This is a genomic window from Micromonospora sp. WMMD975 (assembly GCF_029581215.1).
In the GTDB taxonomy this organism is placed as follows: domain Bacteria; phylum Actinomycetota; class Actinomycetes; order Mycobacteriales; family Micromonosporaceae; genus Micromonospora.
The window spans coordinates 6,520,288-6,536,090 of record NZ_CP120739.1 but is presented as its reverse complement, the minus strand read 5'-3'; the positions used below and the strand labels follow the sequence as shown (position 1 = coordinate 6,536,090).

The window sequence follows — 15,803 nt, the reverse complement described above, 5'->3', positions numbered from 1 at the left end:
GCTGACACAGAGCGACCGCTAGGCAAGCGTTGCGTCAGGAGTGTTGCGTGCCGGATTTTTCGGATGAGGTGCACGAGGCGAAACGGGAGCTGCGCGTCGCGCTGCTCGCCGCCCGCCGATCGCTGTCCGCGACGCGCCGGGCCGAAGCCGCGGCGTCCGTGCAGGCCGAGCTGATTTCCCTGGTACGCCGGATGCGCCCGACCCGGATGACGGCGTACGTACCGGTCGCCTCGGAACCCGGCGGGCCCGACCTGCCCGAGGTGCTCCGGGCCGCGCTGCCGGCCGACGCCGAGTTGCTGCTGCCGGTGCTCCGGGACGACCTCGACCTGGACTGGGCCGCCTACACCGGCCCGGAGTCGCTGCGCGCCGCCGGCCGAGGGCTGCGCGAGCCGACCGGCCCGACGTGCGGCCGGGCCGCCGTGGCCGGGGCGGACCTGGTGGTGGTGCCGGCGCTGGCGGTGGACCACCGGGGCGTCCGGCTGGGCCGGGGCGGCGGCTCCTACGACCGGGCGCTGGCCCGGGTGCCCGCCACCGTGCCGACGGTGGCGCTCCTGCACGACGGCGAGCTGGTCCCGACGGTTCCGGCCGGCCCGCACGACCGGCCGGTGCACTGCGTGATCACGCCCCGGGGCGGGCTGGCGGCGGTACCGGGTGTGGGACCGGGCGCTTCCGCTGGACGAATCCGGGTGCCATGACGCACCATTGGCACTCGAAGACCACGAGTGCCAGACCGGCCGTGCCAGATCCGGAGGAGAACGTGCCCACGTACCAGTACGCCTGCACCGCGTGCGGCCACCAGCTCGAGGCGGTGCAGTCCTTCTCGGACGCGCCACTGACCGAGTGCCCGGCGTGTGAGGGGCGGCTGCGCAAGCTCTTCAACTCGGTAGGCATCGTGTTCAAGGGCTCCGGCTTCTATCGCACGGACTCCCGTTCGTCCGGATCCGAGAACGGCGCCGGCGCCGGCGGCAAGGCGGGGAAGTCGGAGTCCTCGACTTCCTCCTCATCCTCATCCTCGTCCGACTCCTCGTCGGGCTCCGGGTCCTCGGGTTCGGGGTCCTCGGGTTCGGGGTCCTCGGGGACCGGGTCGTCGGGTTCGGGGTCCTCGGGTTCGGGTTCGGGTTCGGGTTCGGCGAGCAAGTCGCCGGCGGCGTCCAGCTCCTCCTGACCGCACGCTTTCCGACAGTGGCCGACCCCTTCGGGGCCGGCCACTGTCGCACTCTCACCCCGCCCCATCCCCTCCTTTGATCATGAAGTTGGCGGCACGACTCGTCCGTTTTCGTCGCAATTAACTTCATGATCGCCGGAGACACCCATGACGTTCCAGTCGTGCCCCACCCAGCCCACGAGTGGAACGCCACGGGTGCGTCAAAGGGCCGGAGACACCCACAACGCTCCAGTCGTGCCTCAGCCGGCCCATGAGTGGAACGTCGTAGTGCGTGACGGCAGCTCCGGCACGGTTACCTCGACGACGGCGTTGTCGACCGGTCCACCCTGCTCGGGGTGGACCGGGGTGGACCTGGGTGAGTCGGGGTGAGCCGGGTGAGTTGGGGCGGGAGGGGGTGCCTGGACTGCGCCGTTGTCCACAGGACGACGGGGTTATCCACAGGGGGGAGGCGACGGGCGACGCGGCGGGGCGGGGCGCGCCTAGCCTGCTGACGGGATGGCGAGTCGCCGACGGTGGAGCCGGCGGAGGGGAGGCAGCGGTGGCGGATGCAGAGGTGACGTTGCGGCCGGTGCGCTGGCGCGTCCCCCGGGGCCGCACGCTGCTGCGGGTGACGCTTGTCGCGGTGCTGCTGGGGCTGGCCGCCGCAGTGCTGCAGACGCCGGCCGGCTGCCCGCCCAGGCCGCTTCCGGCCGCCCTCCCGACGCCCGCCGAGCCACGGCCGGACGGAGCCCTGACGCTGCCCGCCGGGGCGGTCGGCGTGCCGATCCGGTTGGCCGAGCCGGCTGCCCTCGCGGTGCTACGCCCGGGTGCCCGGGTCGACCTGCTGGTCGTGCCGGCCGGCGGATCGCGCGATCCCACCCTGCTCGCACCGCGCGCGTTGGTGCTCGATGTGGTGGGGGCCAACGGGGTGGTCGACGGCTCCTCGGCGCTCTATCTGGCGCTCCCACCGGAGCAGGCCCGACGCGCGGTCGGCCTGCCTGAGGGCAGTCGCTTCGCCGTGGTGGTACGCGGCTGACGCCGGCTCTCTCCCCCGAGTCGATGACGGCCAGCGGCCGGCGGTCGCTCGTTCTCGCTCCCAGTGCGGCGGGCGCTCGATCTTGCTCCCGGTGCGGCGGTCGCTCGTCCTCGCTCCCCAGGGCGCGGCGGTCGCTCGTCCTCAGTCCCAGTGCGGCGGGCGCTCGCCGAGCAGCCAGTCGTCGTTGCCGCCGGGGCGCTCACCCCAGCCGCGGTCGGTGTCGTCGGTGGTCTGCTCGGGCAGCACGACGAAGTCTTCGCTGAGGTCGACCACGCGGTCGTCGTCGCGCGGGACCCGGATGCCGGGGTCGGTCACGGGGAGCAACGATACCGCCGCCGACCGACCGCCTCGACCCGCCGCGGTCCACGACTCGAGACGCCGGCTGGCGTCTCACCCGGTCCGACAGCGGTAGCGGGCCCCACCATGAGAGGGCCGTGCCCTGAGATGGCCGTGCCAGGCGGCCAGGGCCTGCGCACGTGATGCCGTGGGTGAATTGCCGCTCGCCGCGTCGGGCAGCCGACCGGGCGAGCCGTTGGTAGCGTCGGTCGGCGTGACGACGCCGAGCGGTGGCAACCCCGACGACGAGACCTGGCGACGCCCCGAGCAGCCGGACGGGGCACCGGCCGTGGACCGGCCCGATGACAGCCGGCCCGCCGCGACGAGCCAGCCCCAGGAGGACGCGCCCACGCCGGAGACGACGATCGGCGCGGACGCGCCCCCGGCCGACGGCAACCACCGCGAGCACCACGATCCGGACGGCGCGGCCGGTCAGCAGGTGCCCGATCCGGGCACGCCCGACGGGGCCGGCGCGACGAGCGAGGCCGCCAGTCCGTGGTCGCGCGAGGGAGCCATGGAGAGCCCCTGGGCCAGGCCGGACGCGGCGACCCCGGCCGGCGGCTGGACCGCCACCGCCGGCCAATGGCCCGGTCCACCGGGCAACCCCGGCCCACCCTGGACCCCAGGACCCGGAGGCCCTCCCGGACACCCCGGCCCGCCCGCACACCACGCCCCGCCCGGACACGCCAGCGCGTACACCGGGCCGCCGGGACACGCCGGTCCGACCGCACACCACGCCCCGCCGGGACACGCCAGCGCGTACACCGGGCCGCCGCCGAGCACGCCGCCGCCACCCGGCTGGCGACCGCCGGTGCACGTGCGGGTGCCACCGCCCCGGCAGCTCCCGGCGCAGGACATGGTCGCCATGGACCGCTCGGAGCAACGTGCCCAGCAGCTCACCTACGGCATCGGCGCGGTCGTCGGCGTGGTACTGGTGCTGCTGACGTGCCTGCTGTGCTCCCGGCTGCTGTTCTAAGCCGGCCCGGCCGGCGGCCGAAAGGCCGGTGACTCAGACGATGCCGTCCCACACCATCTTGGCCCCGCTGTCGCCGGTCAGGTAGACGTAGATGATCGCGAACACGGCGAGGACGGCCGCCACGGCGGTGAGCGCCAGGGGCACCCAGCGGGGCAGGCTCTGGAGGCGGGCGAAACCCTTGGTGCTCAGCACCAGCAGCAGCGCCACGACCGCGAGCCCGAGCGTGAACCAGAGCAGGGTCTCCCCGTACTCGGAATGCTCGTGGATCTTCGCCAGCCCCTCCGGCGGGTAGCCCCGCGACTCCAGCGCCTCCTCCAGCTCCTCGCCGGACTCGGTCGCCACCCAGGCCAGGATCGGCGTGACCACGGCGAGCGCCACCACCGCCCAGTCCAGCCGGGGGCGCCAGCGGGGAAACGCCCCGTACGCCACGGTGACCAGCGCCAACAGCGGCACCAGCACCACCACCGCGTGAATGACCAGGACGTGGCCCGGGAGACCGTTGACTTCCCTGAACACCGACACCTCCGGCGAGTGGACGGATTCGCGCGGTCAGCGTACGCCGAGGCACGTTCGCACATCGACACCTACGCACCAAGTACCTCACCGGTTCACGCCAGCGGCCCCGAGCCGGTCCGGGCAGGCACGCCCGGCGTGGCACTCTTGACCGGTGGACACCGACGACCTCGGCCTGTTCGGACCGGGATCGGTCACGTGGAAGGTGCACGAGGAACCGATCCTGATCGTCGCCGGCCTGCGTTCGCTCTACCTGCAGGCGTTGCACCCGCGCGCGATGGCGGGGGTGGCGCAGAACAGCAACTACCGGGCCGACGCCTGGGGCCGGCTGGTCCGGACGGCGGGCTACGTGGCGACGACGATCTACGGCACCACCGCCGAGGCGGAGGCGGCCGGGCGGCGGCTGCGTGCGCTGCACGCCCGGTTGCGTGCCACCGACCCGCTCACCGGCGAGGTGTTCCGGGTCGACGAGCCGGACCTGCTGCGCTGGGTGCACGTCACCGAGGTCGAGTCGTTCGTGACCACCGCGCGGCGGGCCGGGCTGGCGCTTACCGACGACGAGGTGGACGGCTATTACACCGAGCAGCGCCGGGCGGCCACCCTGGTCGGGTTGGACCCGGGCGACGTGCCGGGCACCGCCGCCGAGGTCGGGGCGTACTACCGGGACGTGCGTCCGGAGCTGCGGATGACCCGCGAGGCGGCCGAGACCGCGGTGTTCCTGACCGCGCCGCCGATCCCGTGGAAGCTCAGCCTGCCGGTGAAACTCGGCCTGAGTCTGGGCCCGCCACGCTGGGCGTACCTGGGGGTCGCCGGCGCCGCGTTGGGGTTGCTGCCGCCGTGGGCGTTGCGGCTCTACGGCGGGCTCGGGCTGCCCACCACGGCGTTGTCGGCCGAGGTGGGTGTGCGGGCGTTGCGGCTGGCCCTGGCGGCGGTGCCGCGCCGCTACCGGGAGGGACCGTTGCAACAGGTGGCCAAGGAGCGGGCGGCCCGGCTCGCGGCTGCCTGAGGAATCCTCAGTCGGCGTCGGCGAAGCGTTCGACCGCCGACCAGGGGTCCTTTCCGGGGGTCTGCGCGCCGGTCGGGCAGGTGCGCCGGTAGTCGCACCAGCCGCAGCGCGGCCCCGGCTCGGTGGGGAACGCCTCGTCGGGGTCGGCGCCGCCGGCCACCGCCCGCTCGGCGGCCATGATGTCGCCGGCGGTGTCCTCCGCGCGGGTGAGCTGCCGGTGCAGCGACTCCGGGGTGTGCTCGTGCGCGGCGACCGTGCCGCTCGGCAGGTGGTGCAGCTCGACCCGGCGGCACGGCCGCCGGAACACCCGCTCCGCCGCGTACGCGTAGAGCGCGAGCGCCTGCGAACCGCGGGCGTCGTCGGCGTCGAGCCCGGTGCGGCCGGTCTTGTAGTCGACGATGACCAGCTCGGGTCGGCCGTCCGGGCCGGGGCGGGAGTCGATCCGGTCGGTGCGGCCGTTGAAGGCCAGCACGCCGGTCTTCACGGCGACGACCCGCTCCACGCCGATCGGCTCGTCGGCCGGGTCGAGCCCCGCCACGTAGGACTCCAGCCAGGCCAGCGCCCGCCGGAAGGCGTCGCGCTCCTGCTCGTCGTCGCGGTAGCCCTCGCGAACCCAGGTGCCCTTGAGCAGGCCGACGAGCGCCTCGGGGCGGCGACGGTCGGGCGCCAGCGCATACCAGTTCTTCAGCGCGGTGTGGACGCTGGCGCCGAGCGAGTTGTGCGCCCACGGCGGCCCTTTCGGCGGGGCGGGGCGGTCCACGTAGGCGTAGCGGTAGCGCCGGGGGCAGTCGGCGTAGGCGCCGAGCTTGCTGGGTGTGCAGACGAAGAGCCGTTCCGGCATGCCCTCGAAACCGAGCTGCTCGGCCTGCTCGGCGCGGGGCCGGGGCGCACGGCCGCCGGTGGGTCGTCCGGTCGGTGAGGGTCGTCGCACGCCTGAGATCCTGCCACCCGGCTACGACATCCGGCGCGACGGACTCAGGCGTTGAGGTATTCGGTCACGAACGCGGCGATCGCGTCCGCGATGAGCTGCACCGCGATGGCGGCCAGCAGCAGGCCGGCGATCCGGGTCAGCACCTCGATGCCGCCCGGGCGGAGCACCTTGACGATTCCGCCGGAGAAGCGCAGCACCACCCAGACGGCGACCATCACGGCGACGATGGCGAGCGCGATGGCCACGTAGTCGGTGACGCCGCCGGCCTGCTGCACGAACAGCATGGTGGCCACGATGGCGCCCGGTCCGGCCAGCAGCGGGGTGCCCAGCGGCACCAGCGCGATGTTGGAGGTGACCTGCTGGCTCGGGTCGTCCGCCTTGCCGGTCAGCAGTTCCAGCGCGACGAGCACCAGCAGCAGGCCGCCGGCGGCCTGCAACGCGGGCAGGTCGACGTGCAGGTAGGCCAGGATCGTCTGCCCCGCCACCGCGAAGATCACGATGACCCCGAGCGCCAGCGCCACGGCCTGCCAGGCGGCCCGGTTCCGGTCGCGGGCGGGCAGCGGCCCGGTGAGCGCGAGGAAGATGGGCATCATTCCGGGCGGGTCGACGATCACCAGCAGGGTCACGAAGACCTCGCCGAAGAGCTTGAGATCCACGCGGACACGGTAGCCGCGCCGCCGGCACGCTTCAGCCTGAAGCGACAGGGGTCACCCCGCGGCCCAGCGCGACGATCCGCTCGTACGCCTCCGGGGCCGTGGTGTGCGCGCCGAGACAGACGGCCTTGTGCGTGCCGTGGAAGTCCGACGAGCCGGTGACCAGCAGACCCAGGTCGGCGGCGAGCCGGCGGACGTGCTCCCGTTCGGCCGGGCTGTGGTCCTCGTGGTCGGCCTCCAGACCGGCCAGCCCGGCCGCCGCCAAGTCCACGATCAACTCGTCGGGCACGATCCGGCCGCGTCGGCTGGCCCTCGGGTGGGCGAAGACCGGCACGCCACCGGCGGCCCGCACCAGCGCGACCGCGCGGAACACGTCGATGTCGTCCTTGGGCAGCCGGTACCGTTCCCCCAGCCAGTCCGGCCCGAACGCCTCGGTGGTGGTGGCGACCAGGCCGGCCCGGATCAGCGCCTGCGCGATGTGCGGGCGACCGACCGTCCCGCCGGCCGCCCCGGCCAGGATCTCCGACCAGCTCACCGGGATGCCGTCGGCCTGGAGCAGCCGGACGATCCGCTCGCCGCGTTCCTCGCGGGCCCGCCGGACCCGGGCCAGCTCCGCGACCAGTTCCGGCTCGTCCGGGTCGAAGAGGTACGCCAGCAGGTGCAGCGGGATCGCCGGCTCGACGCCGAACCAGCGGCAGGACAGCTCGGCGCCGCGGATCAGGGTGAGACCGGGTGGGCGGGCGGCGACGGCGGCGGCCCAGCCCGCCGTCGTGTCGTGGTCGGTGACCGCCACCACGTCGAGCCCGGCGTCGGCGGCGGCCCGGACCAGCTCGGCCGGGTCGAGCGTGCCGTCGCTCGCGGTGGAGTGGGTGTGCAGGTCGATGCGGGCGGGAACGCTCACCTGAGCGACGCTACGCCCCGTCCGGCGTGGCAGGGGTGTCGGCCACCACCACCGGACGCTGCCCGGGCGGCACCCCGTCGAGCGCCGACGCGGTCGGCCGCTGCCCGGCCAGCACCCGCCCGGGCTCGACCCGGACCAGTCCGCCGGCGGCGTCCACGTGCAGCGCCGTGCCGGCGCGGGTCCAGGCGACCGCGCCGGCCAGCGCCGGGCCGGCCGGGTGGGCCGTCGAGGTGGCTGCCAGGTCGACAAGCAGGGCGGTGCGGGCGGCGCCGTTGGCCAGCAGCCACCGACCGTCCGGCGAGACCGCGCCGAGCCCATCGGCGGCCAGCTTCGGACCGCAGTCGGTGCGGGTCGGGGCGAGGTCGCGCGCCGGGTCGAGCAGGGCCAGGCAGGTTTTCCCCGCCGAACCGTCGGTGACCAAGCCGACCACCCGCCCGTCCGGTCGCATGCCGTAGACGGCGCGTACGTCCGGGTTCGCGGCGCCCGGCACCCCGCCCATCGCGCGCTGCCACACGCTCGTGCCACCCCGGCCGGGCCGGGCGACCAGCACGTCGTCGCCGGTGAAACCGATCGGCACGACGCCGGGCGGCGCGGCCACCCGGCTGGGCGCGATGAGCTGGCCGGCGACCACCCCGGCGGCGACCAGGTCCGAGCCGTCCCGCCAGGCCACCTGCCGGCCGTCGGGGGAGACCGCGACGGCATCCGCGGCGGCGAGCATGACCTGCGGCGCGCCGCCACCCGCCGGCACCCACCAGAGGGTACGGCCGGCAGCGGTGGCCGCCGAGGTGAGCAGCCAGCCCTCCCGGTCGTGGACCCGCTGCGCCCGTTCGACGTTGCCCACGCCGGTCAGCTCGCGCCGTTCGCCGCCGCTGGTGTCGAGCACGTCGCCGACGAGCAGGTCGAGCTCGGCACGGACCGGCCCCGGGCCGGACATCGGGGTGGCCGCGGTGGGGAGCGGGGAGGCGGAGGATCCGTGCGGGTCGCCGAGCACCACTGTCGACGTGTCGCCCCGCCCGCCCGAACCGCCGAGCTGCGCCATCCCGGTGGTGACGAGCACCGTGGCCACGCCGGCCAGGGCCAGCCCGGTGAGCGCCCGGCGGCGCCCGGCGCGGCGGGCCCGCCGCAGCACGTCCCCCGCCGGATCGGCGCGCAGCGGCCGGGTTGTGACGACGCGGCGGGACAGCGTCTCGCGCAGCGCCCGCTCCAGTTCGTCCTCGCCCACGGCGAGTGGACGCTCCGGGTTGCCCGTTCGGTTGTCGCCGGCGGGTCGGGTGCCGCTCATCGGGTCTCTACCGGGATCGGGACGGCGGAACGGACCGGCGCCGTCGGCGTGGCCGAGGTCGCCGGTGACGAGGCCGGGCGGGTCGGCGGTGATGAGGCCGGGCGGGTCGCCCGTGACGGGGCCGGGCGGGTCGGCGGGGCGTCGGGTTGCCGTGCGGTCCCGGCCGGGAGGCCGGGTGCGGTCGACTCGGCGGGTCGCCGCGTCGCCGCGGGTCGGGCTTGCGGACCGGCCGAGCCCCGGGGGACCGCCGAGGTGTCGAACTTCGCCGGGGAAGCCGCTCCCGCCTCGGCGGACGCGTCGGCCGGCAGGCCCAGGGCGGCCTCGGAGCCGAGGCGGCGGCGCAGGGTGTTGAGCGCCCGGGAGGTCTGACTCTTGACCGTGCCCGGAGAGATCTCCAGCAGGGCGGCGGTCTGCGCCTCCGACATGTCCTCGTAGAAGCGGAGCACCAGCACCGCCCGCTGGCGGGCGGGCAGCGCCTGGAGGTGCCGCCAGAGCGCGTCCCGGTCGAGCTGTTGCTCGATCTCGTCGACGCCGGCCCGCTCCGGCAGCACCTCGGTCGGCCGTTCGCCGTGCCACCGGCGGCGCCACCAGCTGGTCGAGGTGTTGACCAGGACCCGGCGGGCGTACGGCTCGATGGCGTCGATCCCGCCGAGCCGTTTCCAGGCCAGGTAGGTCTTGGTCAGCGCGGTCTGGAGCAGGTCCTCGGCGGTGGCCCAGTCGCCGGCCAGCAGGTACGCGGTGCGCAGCAGGGCGCCGGAGCGGGCCGCGACGAACTCGCGGAACTCCTCCTCCAGCGGATCCCTGCTCGCCACGCTCACCTCCGCGCCCCCGTCCTGCCTGGCAGGCTCCCACGACCGGGTGGGCCAGGTCGACGGCGAAAGGTGCGCAGTCCCTCCGATTTTCGGCCGAAAAGTTTCAGGCGCCGTCGTCGGCCTTGGCCTCGTCGGCCTCCTTGCCCAACCGCGCCTCGACGGCCTGCGGCTCGTACATCTCCTCCACCACACGCAGGTAGAGCTCGTTCGGGTTGGGCAGGTTCTTGACCTCGCGCAGCGCCTGCTCCTGGCCGGCCGACTCCAGCACGAACGTGCCGTAGTTGAGGGCGCGACCGGTCGGGGTCTGCTCGTATTTCATGTCGGTGACCCGGACCAGCGGCATCATCGCGACCCGGCGGGTGATGATCCCGTTGACCACCATCACCCGTTTGTTGGTCAGGATGAACCTGTCGTAATACCAGTCGGCGACGCGCCACGCGACCCAACCCATGACGGCGAACCAGAGCAGCACCGCGACCGTGGTCAGCGCGCCGACGTCGCGCCCGGCGAGGAAGCCGGCGAGGTAGCCGAGCACGAACGTGGCCGCGATGCCGACGATGATCGGGGTGGTGAGGTGGATCCAGTGCCGCTTCCACTCGCCCCGGTAGCGCTCGGTGGGGAAGAGGTAGCGCGCGACGAGCGAGCTGGGCTCGTCCTCCAGGGGCAGCACGCGGCGCGGGGCCATGCCGGAGGCGTCGACCCGGAGACCGGCCAGCTCCTCCTCGGAGATCGGCTGCTCCGGGTAGCCCTCCGGGTCGCGCGCCCAGGCGCGACCGGAGCGGCCCTCGCCGGCATAGCCGGGACCGTCGCCGAAGGCGGCATCGCCCGACAGGGAGGGACCCGCCCCGTAGCCGGAGCCGGAGCCGAAGCCGGGACCGTCGTCCGGGTCGATCCGTGGGATCGGCTCGGTGTCGCGCTCCCGGCGTGCCCGGTCGGGATCGTCCGGGTCGAAGGGGGGACCGGAAGGGCTTCCCATGGGTGGCTAGGCGACGAGGTTGGTGAAGAAGTCGCCGAAGCCCTGCGCGATGTCCATGATGCCGCCACCGAGAGACTTGAACACGTCGGCTGCCGAGTTTGGCCGGTAGGCGACGAAGAAGATCAAGAATGCGATGCCGGCCCAGGTGAGGACCTTCTTGACCATAGCGGGCCATCCTCTCGCGGAGCCGGGTCCGTTTACCGCAGCGGCACCCAGAGTATCAGCATGGTGTCTTACCGTGAATATCTGCGTCCGCTCCCCGACTCGCCGGTGCCGGCCGGTCAGGCCTGCCCGTGCAGGTACGGGGACGGTGCGCCGTACACGAGCTCGGGCGGTGTCCACTCGGTGAGGTCGTGCAGCACGACTTCTTCCGCGAGGAGGTGACCCGCGCTCGCCGGCCAGGCTATCGCATGGAGCCACATTCCCCGAGCCTCACCGGCGTACGCGCTTCGATCCGTTTCGGACCGCACGAGCCACAGTGGAGTGGGATGACCGCCCACACGGATCTTCGCGTGCGGCAGACGCTCGGGATGACCAGGGCCGGGATCGGTCAGCGCCTCCTCGACCTGGGGGCCGGGATCGGGTCCGGGCAGTCCCGCGAAGCGGGAACCGAGGCCGACACCGGGCTCCTCGGCGACGAAGATCAGGTCGGCCGGTCCACCGTCGAGCGGGGCCGGGCCGGCACAGGCGACCACCGTGGCGCGGACCCCGGCCCGGTCGTCGCCGGCCCAGGCCACGCCGGTCAGTGTCCAACCCGGCGGGAGCGGCCACGGGCACCACAGCGGCACGCCGAGCCGGTCGGGCGGCGCGCCGTCGGCGGCCACCCGTTCGACCACACTGGCCACGATCTCGGCGCCGATGTGCTCCGGCACGTGCAGGGGCGGAACCGGGCCGCACCGCAGGCACCGGTGCTCGCCGTGCATCAGGTCCGGCTCGCGCACCGGACCCGCGCATCTCGGACAACTCACCGCGACAGTCACACCCTCACCGTCGCCCCGGGACGGCGGGGCGTCAAGCGGGGCGGGCCGACGATCGTGGGATTTCCGTCCCGGGGCACAACTGCGGAGCCTCAGTCCGGGGGCGGGCCGGCGTACGACCGGACCCACGCGTGCATGGCGATGCCGCTGGCCACGCCCGCGTTGATGGACCGGGTCGAGCCGTACTGGGCGATCGAGAAGAGCGCGTCGCAGGCCGCCCGGGCCACCGGGGAGAGCCCCGGCCCCTCCTGGCCGAAGAGGAGCACGCAGCGGCGGGGCAGCACGCCCGTCTCCAACGGCCGGGAGCCGGGCAGGTTGTCGATCCCGACCACCGGCAGCCGCTCCCCCGTCGCCCAGGCGACGAACTCCTCGATCGTCGGATGGTGCCGCACGTGCTGGTAGCGGTCGGTCACCATGGCGCCCCGGCGGTTCCACCGCCGCCGGCCGACGATGTGCACCTCGGCGGCGAGGAACGCGTTCGCGTTGCGTACCACGGTGCCGATGTTGAAGTCGTGCTGCCAGTTCTCGATCGCCACGTGGAAGTCGTGCCGGCGCCGGTCGAGGTCGGCCACCACGGCCTCGCGCCGCCAGTAGCGGTAGCGGTCCACCACGTTGCGCCGGTCGCCGGCGGCGAGCAGCTCCGGGTCGAGGCGCGGGTCGTCCGGCGGGTCACCGGGCCACGGCCCCACACCCACGTCGAACTGGTCGTCGGTCACGGTCTGCAGAGGGTACGGGCCGGCGGCGGACATTCCTCAGCGCAGGTCGAGCGCGCCACCCAGCCGGTCCAGGAAGCGTCGGTCGGCGGGGCTCACCGGGGTCTCGCCGGCCCGGCAGACCCGGGCGGCCACCGATTCCACCCACTGCCGGTACGCGGCGGAGTCGGCCGGATCGGCCCGACGGCGCAGCACCCGCACCGCGGCCCGGGCGGCGGCGAGCAGGTCCACCATGTCGGTGAGGCGCTCGACCCGGTCGGCGGCGCCGTCGTGGCGGGCGTAGATGGCGGTGACCACGGCACGGATCAGGTCGCTGTCGAAGGCCCGGCCGGCGGCCACCGCGTCCAGCCCGGTCAGCCCGGCGGCGACCCCCCGCGGCGGACGCCCCGGGCCGGGCGAGGCGGCTGCGACGAGGACCCGGCCCGGCAGGTCGGTCAGCAGGTCCCACTCCGCCGCGGAGTAGGCGGCGGAGGTGAGCGGCGCGGCGCGGCGACCGGCAGCGGACGGCTCGCCGGCGACGGAGTGGCTCATGGGAACCTCCAGCCCGAGCATAAGCCCCGGGAGGGGTCCGGCAGCCCCGTCCCCGCAGAACGGGAACGGGGCGTCGCGGCCCGGGTCAGCGCGGCTCGGGGAAGCTCGGGCGCTCGGGGTCGACGCCGTCGGGGACGGCCGCCACCGCGTACTCCCGTTTGGGGACCATGACCTTGCGGCGGAAGACGCAGACCAGCGTGCCGTCCTGGTTGTAGCCCCGGGTCTCGACCGCGACCACGCCGCGGTCGGGCTTGGAGGACGACTCCCGCTTGTCGAGCACCGTGGTCTCGCCGTAGATCGTGTCGCCGTGGAAGGTCGGGGCGACGTGCCGCAGCGACTCGATCTCCAGGTTGGCGATCGCCTTACCGCTGACGTCGGGGACCGACATGCCCAGCAGCAGCGAGTAGATGTAGTTGCCGACCACCACGTTGCGCTTGAACTGGGAGGCGGACTCCGCGTAGTGGGCGTCCAGGTGGAGCGGGTGGTGGTTCATGGTGAGCAGGCAGAAGAGGTGGTCGTCGTACTCGGTGACGGTCTTGCCCGGCCAGTGCCGGTAGACCGCGCCGACCTCGAACTCCTCGTAGTAGCGGCCGAACTGCATCCTGGTCCCTTCGACGGGCGGCGATGAGTTCGGCACAGCATGCCTTACCGCTGGTTAAGGCGGAGGCCGGGGCGCTCGCGCGGCGGATTTGTCACACCGGGCGCCACCTGGGGGGAGACGCAATGAGCGGCGGGGCCCTCCCCGGCACCCGCCGCCCACGCTCTGATGTGAAAGATTCTGCCGTACGGGGGGCGATGCCAACAGAGACCGGCGTCACATTTATCTTTTCGTAACAATACTCACTGTTACCGACGACCCCCGGGTAAGCGATCTCCGCAGGCCGGATACCCCCTCGTCAGGCCCCAAGTTACCGCTTCATGGCCGGAACTGAGCGTGATCTCCCTGGAAACGCTCCCATCACGTCCCGTCACGCAAATGCGTCCTGCACTTGCGTACCGCACGGCCGGTGTGAACAGATAAACTTCGATGCGTTGGGGATCCCCCGGGCCCACCTGGCGTTTCGTCGCGCAGGTCACGGGAATTCCAGTGGATCGACCTTGGTTCCACCGGACGTACGGCAATCCGCGGTGATCGGAGAGACGCAATGGCAACGGTTGAGCTGACCACGGCCAACTTCGACGAGGTGACCGGGCGCGACGGCATCGTCCTGCTCGACTTCTGGGCGGACTGGTGCGGTCCGTGCAAGCGCTTCGCCCCCGTGTACGAGCGCTCCTCGGAGAAGCACCCGGAGATCGTCTTCGGCAAGGTCGACACCGAGGCTCAGCAGGAGCTGGGGGCCAAGTTCAACATCAGCTCCATCCCGACCGTGATGGCGATCCGCGACGGCGTGATCGTGTACGCCCAGCCGGGCGCCCTGCCCGAGTCGGCGCTGGAGAACCTCATCGAGCAGGTCGAGCAGCTGGACATGGAGGACGTCCGCAAGAAGCTGGCCGAGCACAAGCACTGAGCGCGACTTCCGCCGCCGACCGGTCCCACCACGGGGCCGGCCGGCGGCGTTCTCGTTCCCGCCGACCGGCGGACGGACAGTCAGAAATGGCCGACTGAGGGACAGTTCCGGACTCTTCACTCCCGTATCGTCACCAGCTGATGGAGACCTTGACCCCGCGCGGACGCACCGTCCGGCTGGCCGCCACCCTGGTCGGGCTGGCACTGCTGCTCCTCGGCACCGTGCGGGGCACCGACGACGACTTCCCGTTCGGGCCGTTCCGGATGTACTCCACCTCCGAACCGCCGGACGCGCCCGCGCCCGACACGCGGGTCGAGGGCGTCGACCGGACCGGCGCGGTGGTGCCCCTCGGCCAGGACGCCACCGGCATCCGTCGCGCCGAGATCGAGGGCCAGCAGGCCCGGTACGCCGCCGACCCGAGCCTGTTGCGCACCGTCGCCGAGGCGTACGCGGAACGCCACCCCGCCGCCCCGGCGCTGGTGGAGGTGCGGATCGTGGTCCGGTGGCACGACATCCAGGGCGGGCGGCCGACCGGCGAGTGGACCGACCGGACGGCGGTGCGGTGGGAGACCACCGGATGACCGCCTGGTTCACCGAGGCGGTGCCGCGCGGCCGGGTCGCCGCCTTCCGCACCCTGATCTACCTCTTCGTCGCCGCCGACCTGGTCGTCTTCACCCCCTGGGTACGCGCCCGGGTGGATGTGCCCGGCGACCTCTACCGGCCGCTGCTCATCGGCCGGCTGCTCCCGCTGCCCACGCCCGACCCCGCCCTGGTCGGCGTGGTCTTCTGGGTGCTGCTGGTGGCCTCGCTGCTCGCCGCGACCGGCCGGGCGCCCCGGCTGCTCGGCTGGACGGTCTTCGCGCTCTACCTCGAGTGGATGATCGTGGCGATGAGCTACGGCAAGGTCGACCACGACCGGTTCGGGCTGCTCGTGGCGCTGGCCGCGCTGCCCACCGCCGGTCGGGCCCGGCACGGTGACCCCACCCGCACCGAGGCGGGTGGCTGGGCGCTGCGGGTCACCCAGATCGCGGTCGTCTGCACCTACTTCCTCGCCGCCTGGGCCAAGTTCCGCTTCGGCGGGCTGGACTGGGCGACCGGCTCGGTGCTGGCCCGGGCGATCATCCGGCGCGGCACCGACCTCGCCGACCTGATCGCGCAGGTGCCCCACCTGCTGATCGTGGCCCAGTTCGGCATCCTGGCGTTCGAGCTGCTCAGCCCGTTGGTGTTCGTGGCGCCCGCCCGGTGGCGGCCGGCGGTCGTGGGTTTCTTCTACTCGTTCCATCTGGCGACCATCGCGACCATCACGATCTCGTTCGCCCCGCACCTGGTGGCGATGACGGCCTTCCTCCCGCTGGAGAAGGTCCGCCCGGTGCTGCTCGCCCGCCGGCTGCTGAACCGCCGCGCCGGCCGGTCCGACGGCACGCCGCCCGCGACAACCGTGTCACCGTCCGCCGCGCCGGCCATGTCGCCGCTGGCGGGCGAGTCGTCCTGACCGGCCAGCTCCGTCC

21 protein-coding genes and 1 pseudogene are annotated in these 15,803 nt (G+C 73.7%); 8 read left to right on the top strand and 14 right to left on the bottom strand.

Going from position 1 to position 15,803, the window contains the following annotated elements:
• The first annotated feature begins 47 nt into the window (after positions 1–47).
• A complete protein-coding gene (locus O7613_RS29520; protein ID WP_282291142.1) occupies positions 48–695 on the top strand; it encodes a 5-formyltetrahydrofolate cyclo-ligase in 648 nt (215 codons plus the stop codon).
• Positions 692–898 (top strand): annotated as a pseudogene (locus tag O7613_RS29515) (FmdB family zinc ribbon protein); the annotation flags it as partial. The gene O7613_RS29520 and the pseudogene O7613_RS29515, both read left to right, overlap by 4 nt.
• A 14-nt stretch (positions 899–912) precedes the next feature.
• Here O7613_RS29515 and O7613_RS29510 read toward each other — a convergent pair.
• Positions 913–1,209, bottom strand: a complete 297-nt coding sequence (locus tag O7613_RS29510) for a hypothetical protein (RefSeq protein WP_282291141.1) — start codon at positions 1,207–1,209, stop codon at positions 913–915.
• Between the two features lie 494 nt (positions 1,210–1,703).
• Between O7613_RS29510 and O7613_RS29505 the strand changes: the two genes are divergently transcribed.
• Positions 1,704–2,180, top strand: coding sequence for a flagellar biosynthesis protein FlgA (locus O7613_RS29505; RefSeq protein WP_281585078.1), 477 nt, complete (start codon positions 1,704–1,706; stop codon positions 2,178–2,180).
• A 141-nt stretch (positions 2,181–2,321) separates the two neighbouring features.
• Here O7613_RS29505 and O7613_RS29500 read toward each other — a convergent pair whose 3' ends face one another.
• Positions 2,322–2,495 carry a hypothetical protein gene (locus tag O7613_RS29500; protein ID WP_281585079.1) on the bottom strand — a complete coding sequence of 58 codons (174 nt, stop codon included), beginning with the start codon at positions 2,493–2,495 and terminating at the stop codon, positions 2,322–2,324.
• A gap of 235 nt (positions 2,496–2,730) precedes the next feature.
• Between O7613_RS29500 and O7613_RS29495 the strand changes: the two genes are divergently transcribed.
• Entirely contained in the window at positions 2,731–3,492 is a 762-nt protein-coding gene (locus tag O7613_RS29495; protein WP_281585080.1) for a hypothetical protein, read from the top strand.
• A gap of 33 nt (positions 3,493–3,525) precedes the next feature.
• On the opposite strand, the gene O7613_RS29490 is transcribed toward O7613_RS29495, so the two are convergent.
• The gene (locus O7613_RS29490; RefSeq protein ID WP_282291137.1) at positions 3,526–4,008 is read right to left on the bottom strand and encodes a DUF2231 domain-containing protein; all 483 of its coding nucleotides are present in this window, start codon (positions 4,006–4,008) and stop codon (positions 3,526–3,528) included.
• 151 nt (positions 4,009–4,159) lie between these two features.
• On the opposite strand from O7613_RS29490, the gene O7613_RS29485 reads away from it, so the two are divergent.
• Positions 4,160–5,011: an oxygenase MpaB family protein gene (locus O7613_RS29485; protein WP_282291135.1), complete on the top strand. Its 852-nt coding sequence runs from the start codon at positions 4,160–4,162 to the stop codon at positions 5,009–5,011.
• Positions 5,012–5,018: 7 nt separating this feature from the next.
• Here the strand turns inward: O7613_RS29485 and O7613_RS29480 are convergent, their stop codons facing one another.
• The 11 genes from O7613_RS29480 to O7613_RS29430 all read right to left on the bottom strand — a co-directional run bounded on the left by O7613_RS29480 (position 5,019) and on the right by O7613_RS29430 (position 13,388).
• Positions 5,019–5,852 carry a PD-(D/E)XK nuclease family protein gene (locus O7613_RS29480; protein WP_282294645.1) on the bottom strand — a complete coding sequence of 278 codons (834 nt, stop codon included), beginning with the start codon at positions 5,850–5,852 and terminating at the stop codon, positions 5,019–5,021.
• Positions 5,853–5,986: 134 nt separating this feature from the next.
• The gene (locus O7613_RS29475; RefSeq protein ID WP_281585083.1) at positions 5,987–6,598 is read right to left on the bottom strand and encodes a MarC family protein; all 612 of its coding nucleotides are present in this window, start codon (positions 6,596–6,598) and stop codon (positions 5,987–5,989) included.
• Positions 6,599–6,629: 31 nt separating this feature from the next.
• Entirely contained in the window at positions 6,630–7,496 is an 867-nt protein-coding gene (locus tag O7613_RS29470; RefSeq protein ID WP_282291133.1) for a PHP domain-containing protein, read from the bottom strand.
• Between the two features lie 10 nt (positions 7,497–7,506).
• Entirely contained in the window at positions 7,507–8,778 is a 1,272-nt protein-coding gene (locus O7613_RS29465) for a hypothetical protein (protein ID WP_281585085.1), read from the bottom strand.
• Positions 8,775–9,590 (bottom strand): SigE family RNA polymerase sigma factor, encoded by an 816-nt coding sequence (locus O7613_RS29460; protein WP_282291132.1) that lies wholly within the window; start codon positions 9,588–9,590, stop codon positions 8,775–8,777. Before O7613_RS29460 ends, O7613_RS29465 begins: the two co-directional genes overlap by 4 nt.
• Before the next feature lie 103 nt (positions 9,591–9,693).
• Positions 9,694–10,566 (bottom strand): PH domain-containing protein, encoded by an 873-nt coding sequence (locus tag O7613_RS29455; RefSeq protein WP_281585087.1) that lies wholly within the window; start codon positions 10,564–10,566, stop codon positions 9,694–9,696.
• Between the two features lie 6 nt (positions 10,567–10,572).
• Positions 10,573–10,731, bottom strand: a complete 159-nt coding sequence (locus tag O7613_RS29450; protein ID WP_013283898.1) for a hypothetical protein — start codon at positions 10,729–10,731, stop codon at positions 10,573–10,575.
• Between the two features lie 116 nt (positions 10,732–10,847).
• Positions 10,848–11,534 (bottom strand): DUF6758 family protein, encoded by a 687-nt coding sequence (locus tag O7613_RS29445; protein ID WP_348775393.1) that lies wholly within the window; start codon positions 11,532–11,534, stop codon positions 10,848–10,850.
• A 101-nt stretch (positions 11,535–11,635) separates the two neighbouring features.
• On the bottom strand, positions 11,636–12,259 hold the full coding sequence (locus tag O7613_RS29440; RefSeq protein ID WP_281585088.1) for an RNA methyltransferase: 624 nt from the start codon (positions 12,257–12,259) through the stop codon (positions 11,636–11,638).
• Positions 12,260–12,295: 36 nt separating this feature from the next.
• The gene (locus O7613_RS29435) at positions 12,296–12,787 is read right to left on the bottom strand and encodes a hypothetical protein (protein WP_281585089.1); all 492 of its coding nucleotides are present in this window, start codon (positions 12,785–12,787) and stop codon (positions 12,296–12,298) included.
• Positions 12,788–12,872: 85 nt separating this feature from the next.
• Positions 12,873–13,388 carry a MaoC family dehydratase gene (locus O7613_RS29430; RefSeq protein ID WP_281585090.1) on the bottom strand — a complete coding sequence of 172 codons (516 nt, stop codon included), beginning with the start codon at positions 13,386–13,388 and terminating at the stop codon, positions 12,873–12,875.
• A gap of 544 nt (positions 13,389–13,932) precedes the next feature.
• Between O7613_RS29430 and trxA the strand changes: the two genes are divergently transcribed.
• From trxA to O7613_RS29415, 3 genes are all read left to right on the top strand, one after another.
• On the top strand, positions 13,933–14,295 hold the full coding sequence (trxA, locus tag O7613_RS29425) for a thioredoxin (protein ID WP_281585091.1): 363 nt from the start codon (positions 13,933–13,935) through the stop codon (positions 14,293–14,295).
• A gap of 140 nt (positions 14,296–14,435) precedes the next feature.
• A complete protein-coding gene (locus O7613_RS29420; RefSeq protein ID WP_281585092.1) occupies positions 14,436–14,876 on the top strand; it encodes a hypothetical protein in 441 nt (146 codons plus the stop codon).
• Positions 14,873–15,787, top strand: a complete 915-nt coding sequence (locus O7613_RS29415; RefSeq protein WP_282291130.1) for an MFS transporter permease — start codon at positions 14,873–14,875, stop codon at positions 15,785–15,787. The genes O7613_RS29420 and O7613_RS29415 overlap by 4 nt, the downstream gene beginning before the upstream one ends.
• Positions 15,788–15,803 lie beyond the last annotated feature (16 nt).